Genomic DNA, 6081 nt, shown 5'->3' with positions numbered 1-6081 from the left:
GTTCTTTTGATTTTGTCGTTGCGATTTTATTAGCGCAGACGCTGCTTTTTTGCTTTATCAGCGCAAGCGCTTCTGGCGAACCTCTGTCAACTCGCCCATCAGGCGGCGATCCAGATATTCCGAACATTCCGCAATCAGTTCATCGCCCATGCCGGAGAAGAAGTGATTGGCACCGGCCATCGTGTTCTGAGTGATGGTGATACCCTTCTGGGTTTTCAGCTTATCAACCAGAACCTGCACATCCTTCGGCGGAGCAACCTTATCCTGATCACCATGAATGATCAGACCCGATGAAGGGCACGGTGCGAGGAATGAGAAATCATAGGTGTTCGGCTGTGGTGCAATCGACATGAAACCTTCGATCTCAGGGCGACGCATCAGCAACTGCATGCCGATCCACGCACCGAAGGAATAACCGGCAACCCAGCAGGTTTTGGAATCAGGATGCAGCGACTGCACCCAGTCCAGTGCGCTTGCCGCATCGGACAATTCACCCGCGCCGTGATCAAACTCACCCTGACTGCGTCCGATTCCGCGGAAGTTAAACCGCAGAGTCGTGAAATTGCGGCTCTGGAACATGTAAAACAGATCATAAACGATCTTGTTATTCATGGTGCCGCCGAATTGCGGATGCGGATGCAGGATGATGGCGATTGGTGCATTCTTCTCGCTTGAAGGCTGATAACGCCCTTCAAGGCGACCCGCAGGACCATTAAAGATGACTTCTGGCATATGTACTCCGCTATAACCGCCGGGTTGCGTGACCAAATGGCCGGTTCGCAACACAAGTGTCGTATTTGTTATTTATAAGCCTGATTGTTACCAATCATGACTTTACGGCTTAAATTCTGAGCAAATCCTTGACTGTTTCGCTCATAAATCTTACAACCGACTTTAGAATCTTTCAAAACTGGAGGGTGTAAAAAAACACTCATGCAGCTTAATAGTCTGCTCTGGTTTGAAATTTCAAGATAATTGCGCGTTTAACGCAAATATGGTGCTTCGCGAAAGAGTCTGCAATGCCAAAGCCGCGTATCTATTTCGATTATAATGCCAGTGCGCCGCTGAGTGAAGCCGCGCGTGAGGCTGTGGTCGCGGCATTGAATGTGACAGGCAATCCGTCTTCTGTGCATCAGGAAGGCCGTGCAGCGCGCGCGCTGGTTGAATCCGCACGACGTGACGTGGCAGCCCTTTGCGGTGCGAAGCCGGATCATGTGTTTTTCACCTCCGGTGCAACCGAAGCAGCAAACACATTGCTGACACCGCTTTATAAGATGGGGCGCTCGGAACTGCGCCTGTCGCATCTTTATGTCTCAGTGACTGAGCATCCTTGCATGTTATCAGGCGGGCGTTTTGCTGCGGAAAATATGACTGTGTTGCCGGTTGATCATCAGGGCATTGTTGATCTTGATGTGCTGGAACAGGCGTTAAAAGCGCATGATAAATCCAAAGGCCTGCCGCTGGTGGCAATCCAATGGGCGAATAATGAGACAGGTGTTATTCAGCCGGTAGAGAAAATCGGCGCGCTGGTAAAAGCTGCCGGTGGTTTCTTCATTGTCGATGCCGTGCAGGCTGCAGGGCGCATCGCGCTCGATATTGCTGCAGCCTCGGCTGACTATCTTATTCTCTCTTCCCACAAAATCGGCGGCCCTAAAGGCGTTGGTGCTGTGGTTGCGATCTCTGATCTGGTTATGCCGTCTGCGCTGGTTCGCGGTGGCGGGCAGGAGAAAGGGCATCGTGCCGGTACTGAAGCACTGCCGCTGATCTCAGGATTTGGTGCAGCAGCGCGCGAGGCCTTGGCAGCACAGCAGGAGGGCAGCAATCTGCCGCGCTGGTCGGATGCAATCCGCACTGTGATTGAAAGTGGTGTGCGCAGGCTGGCAGATGATGTGCTGGTGCATGGAGATGCCGTGCCGCGCCTGCCGAATACGAGTTTTATTTCCTTGCCCGGTATGAAGGCTGAGACCATGCAGATCGCTTTTGATCTGGGCGGTATTGCACTTTCTGCCGGTTCGGCCTGTTCTTCAGGTAAGGTTGGCGCAAGCCATGTGCTTGCGGCGATGGGCTATGAGGATGAATGCGGTGCATTGCGCGTCTCGACAGAAAAGTCGGCGACAATGCAGGACGCGGAAGCATTTCTGACGATTTTCGAAAGACTGGTAGCCAGACGGGATCAGACACGCAGTCAGGTTCAGGCACAGTTTTCGGGCGAATCGGAAAATAATGCCGCCTGAGAGGGCAGGTATTTCTGAATGGCCATTGTGGTTTTACGCACAGTAATGTGATGCAAAACCGGCCGGAGTTCAAAGTCTGAAGCGGTGCTCTTTAAAACATCGCCAGCTGACAGGCTTTTACAGCGCATCAATGCGCACTATATGTTTATGACAGCAAAATCTTTGCTGCCATAGCGTTTTTAACTGTCGGGCCTTGACCCTGACAAGGATGGAGAACGGCGATGCCTGCAGTGCAGGAAACGATCGATCAGGTCGCCACGCTTGACGTGGACCAGTACAAATATGGTTTTGAAACAACCATCGAAATGGATAAGGCTCCTAAGGGGCTGAACGAAGATATTATCCGTTTCATTTCTGCTAAAAAAGAAGAGCCGGAATGGATGCTGGAATGGCGTCTTGACGCCTATAAGCGCTGGCTCACTATGGAAGAGCCGAAATGGGCGCGTGTTGATTATCCGGAAATTGATTTTCAGGATATTCGCTATTATGCGGCACCTAAAAATCAGACCGGCCCTAAGTCTCTGGATGAAGTTGATCCGGAACTGCTGCGTACCTATGAAAAGCTCGGAATTCCGCTGCGTGAGCAGGAGATTCTGGCCGGTGTGCGCAAACAGGGTGAACCGAGCGAGATTGACGGCAATCCGGCAGACAATGTCTATGCATCAGGCCGCGTGGCTGTTGATGCGGTGTTTGACAGTGTTTCCGTTGTCACCACCTTTAAGGCTGAGCTTGCTAAAGCCGGTGTGATTTTCTGCTCGATTTCGGAAGCTATTCGTGAGCATCCGGAACTGGTGAAGAAATATCTGGCTTCTGTTGTGCCGGTTTCGGACAATTATTACGCCACACTCAACTCGGCTGTCTTTACGGACGGATCATTCGTCTATGTACCAAAAGGCGTTCGCTGCCCGATGGAACTGTCGACCTATTTCCGTATCAATGAAAAAGACACCGGCCAGTTCGAGCGTACACTGATTATTGCTGAAGAAGGCGCTTATGTGTCCTATCTGGAAGGCTGTACAGCACCGCAGCGTGATGAAAACCAGCTCCATGCAGCTGTTGTTGAGCTGATCGCGCTTGATGATGCCGAAATCAAATATTCCACAGTCCAGAACTGGTATCCGGGCGACAAGGAAGGCAAAGGCGGTATCTATAACTTCGTGACCAAGCGCGGCGATTGCCGTGGCGACCGTTCGAAGATTTCCTGGACGCAGGTCGAAACCGGCTCTGCTGTTACATGGAAATACCCGTCCTGCATTCTGCGTGGAGACGATTCACGCGGTGAGTTCTACTCGATTGCGGTATCCAACGGTTATCAGCAGATCGACAGCGGTACCAAGATGATCCATCTCGGTAAGAACACATCGAGCCGCATCATCTCCAAGGGTATTTCGGCGGGTAATTCCAACAATACCTATCGCGGTCAGGTTTCTGCCCATCGTAAAGCAACCAATGCCCGTAACTTCACCCAGTGTGACAGTTTGCTGATCGGCAATGATTGCGGTGCGCATACTGTGCCTTATATCGAAGCGAAAAACTCGACTGCGCAGTTCGAGCATGAAGCAACAACCTCGAAAATCTCTGAAGACCAGCTGTTCTATGTGATGCAGCGCGGTATTCCGGAAGAAGAGGCGATTGCTCTAATCGTGAACGGCTTCGTTAAGGAAGTTATTCAGGAACTGCCGATGGAATTTGCCGTGGAAGCTCAGAAGCTTATCGGTATCTCGCTCGAAGGTTCGGTTGGTTAAACAGGGATGGCGGAGTGAGACTTCGCCCCTTTAACTAACATTCATTGATATTTTCGGATCCTGAGAGATCCGGTATAAAAGGTTACACTCATGTTAGAGATCATTAATCTGCACGCCAAAATCGCTGACACGGATACAGAGATCATCCGTGGTCTGAACCTCACTGTTAAAGCCGGTGAAGTGGCTGCGATCATGGGCCCGAACGGTTCGGGTAAATCCACGCTGTCTTACATTCTGGCCGGTCGTTCGGACTACGAAGTTACCTCCGGTGACATTCTGTATAACGGCGAAAGCATTCTGGAACTCGATCCTGCGGAACGCGCAGCCAAGGGCATCTTCCTTGCATTCCAGTATCCGCTGGAAATTCCAGGCGTTGCCACAATGGAATTCCTGAAAGTTGCGATGAATGCGCAGCGTAAGGCACGCGGTGAAGAAGAGCTGAAAATTCCTGAACTGCTGCGTCGCGTTAAGGAAGCTGCCGGCGGCCTGAACATGGATATGGCCATGCTGAAGCGTCCGCTCAATGTCGGCTTTTCCGGCGGTGAGAAGAAGCGTGCGGAAATTCTGCAGATGCAGCTTCTGGAACCATCACTCTGCGTTCTCGACGAAACCGACTCCGGTCTGGACATTGATGCGCTGAAGATCGTTTCCGATGGTGTGAATGCTCTGCGTTCGCCTGACCGTGCTGTGATCGTGATCACCCACTATCAGCGTCTGCTTGAATATATTGTACCGGACAGTGTGCATGTTCTTTACAAAGGACAGGTTATCAAATCCGGCGATAAGAGCCTCGCTCTGCATCTGGAAGAAAACGGATACGCTGAAATCATCGGCGCAGCTGCTTAAAGAGAGGGATGAATATGAACGTCCATCTTCAGAAGGTCAGAACGCCGGCTGAGAGTGCATTGATTGATGCATTCGCTGTCCGCGTCGGTGATCTGCCGGGTGATACGGAAGTCGTAAGCGCCCGCGATAACGCACTGGAAGCTTTGAAAATCAACGGTCTGCCTGGCCGTCGTATTGAAAGCTGGCACTATACAGATTTGCGCACATTGCTGCGCTCGGTTGCACCGTTTGATGCGAATGTGAGCCATAAATCTGTTGCGCCGCTGCTTGACGGTTCTGCCGTGCTGACCGTTGCCAATGGTGTTGCGCAGAAGCCTGTGCAGATCGAAGGCGTGCGTGTTGAAGCGATCCGCGATATTCTGGGACAGGGCATTGCTGCCCATACCCTGAAAACCCGTGGTGACGATGATGCGATCGGCCAGATCAACGCAGCCTATGCCAGCGATGGCTGGGGTCTGTCCGTTGCTGGCGGTACCGAGCTGGAACAGGCGATTGAGCTGCAGAATTTGCAGCCTTCCGGCCAGTCCCATGTGCGTTTTCCGGTCAAGATCGGCTCGAATGTCAAAGCGACATTTATCGAGCGCCAGATCGGCGGTGAAGCAGAGACTTTCGCAACCAGTATCGGCCATGTGACCATTGCTGATAATTCAGAGATCGTCTGGGTTATCGTGCGTGAGCATACGGATCTTTCCACGCAGCTGTCGCAGATCAATGTGACAATTGGTGAGAATTCCAAGCTGATCCTGTTCGTGATGAATGCCGGCGGCAAACTGGTGCGTCAGGAAATCAATGTGGATGTAAAGGGCGAAGGCTCTGACTTCCAGCTTCGTACGCTCAACCTGCTTGGCGGCGAAACAGTGACTGACGTGACCATGAATGTTGGTCATCTCGTTGAAAACACCACCTCGACTGAGGTTGTGCGCAATGTGGTGACAGACAAAGCGCGCGGTATTTTTCAGGGCATGATCCGCGTTGCGCAGATCGCTCAGAAAACTGACGCGAAAATGGCCTGTAACACATTGCTGTTGTCAGATGATGCGGAATTTGCGGCCAAACCTGAGCTGGAAATCTTTGCTGATGACGTGGCCTGCGGTCACGGAGCGACTGTGCGTGAGATTGAAAAGGATCACCTTTTCTATCTGATGGCGCGCGGTGTGCCTGAAAATGCAGCCCGTGGCCTGCTGGTCAAAGCCTTTATCGCAGAAGTGATTGAAGAGCTGGAAAACGAAACCCTCGTTGAAAAGCTTGAAGATATT

5 protein-coding genes are annotated in these 6081 nt (G+C 51.8%); 4 read left to right on the top strand and 1 reads right to left on the bottom strand.

The features are described from left to right. Positions 1 to 57 precede the first annotated feature (57 nt). Positions 58 to 732: an alpha/beta hydrolase gene (locus tag A918_RS0112780; protein WP_022711445.1), complete on the bottom strand. Its 675-nt coding sequence runs from the start codon at positions 730 to 732 to the stop codon at positions 58 to 60. Positions 733 to 1019: 287 nt separating this feature from the next. Here A918_RS0112780 and A918_RS20405 point away from each other — a divergent pair, with 287 nt between their 5' ends. The 4 genes from A918_RS20405 to sufD all read left to right on the top strand — a co-directional run. After that, positions 1020 to 2234 carry a cysteine desulfurase family protein gene (locus tag A918_RS20405; RefSeq protein WP_022711444.1) on the top strand — a complete coding sequence of 405 codons (1215 nt, stop codon included), beginning with the start codon at positions 1020 to 1022 and terminating at the stop codon, positions 2232 to 2234. A gap of 221 nt (positions 2235 to 2455) precedes the next feature. Beyond that, the gene (gene sufB / locus A918_RS0112770; protein WP_022711443.1) at positions 2456 to 3979 is read left to right on the top strand and encodes a Fe-S cluster assembly protein SufB; all 1524 of its coding nucleotides are present in this window, start codon (positions 2456 to 2458) and stop codon (positions 3977 to 3979) included. Positions 3980 to 4069: 90 nt separating this feature from the next. Continuing rightward, positions 4070 to 4825 (top strand): Fe-S cluster assembly ATPase SufC, encoded by a 756-nt coding sequence (gene sufC, locus A918_RS0112765; protein ID WP_022711442.1) that lies wholly within the window; start codon positions 4070 to 4072, stop codon positions 4823 to 4825. An 8-nt stretch (positions 4826 to 4833) separates the two neighbouring features. Then, positions 4834 to 6081, top strand: a 1248-nt coding sequence (sufD, locus tag A918_RS0112760) for a Fe-S cluster assembly protein SufD (RefSeq protein WP_028233766.1), incomplete at its 3' end; no start/stop codon positions are given.

The sequence above is a fragment of the Pseudochrobactrum sp. AO18b genome (assembly GCF_000409565.1).
Taxonomy (GTDB): domain Bacteria; phylum Pseudomonadota; class Alphaproteobacteria; order Rhizobiales; family Rhizobiaceae; genus Pseudochrobactrum; species Pseudochrobactrum saccharolyticum.
This window is presented reverse-complemented; position numbering and strand designations above follow the sequence as displayed.

Coding starts and splice junctions, on each gene's coding strand:
- A918_RS0112780 (WP_022711445.1), bottom strand. CDS start 732: ATGCCAGAAGTCATCTTTAATGGTCCTGCGGGTCGCCTTGAAGGGCGT.
- A918_RS20405 (WP_022711444.1), top strand. CDS start 1,020: ATGCCAAAGCCGCGTATCTATTTCGATTATAATGCCAGTGCGCCGCTG.
- sufB (WP_022711443.1), top strand. CDS start 2,456: ATGCCTGCAGTGCAGGAAACGATCGATCAGGTCGCCACGCTTGACGTG.
- sufC (WP_022711442.1), top strand. CDS start 4,070: ATGTTAGAGATCATTAATCTGCACGCCAAAATCGCTGACACGGATACA.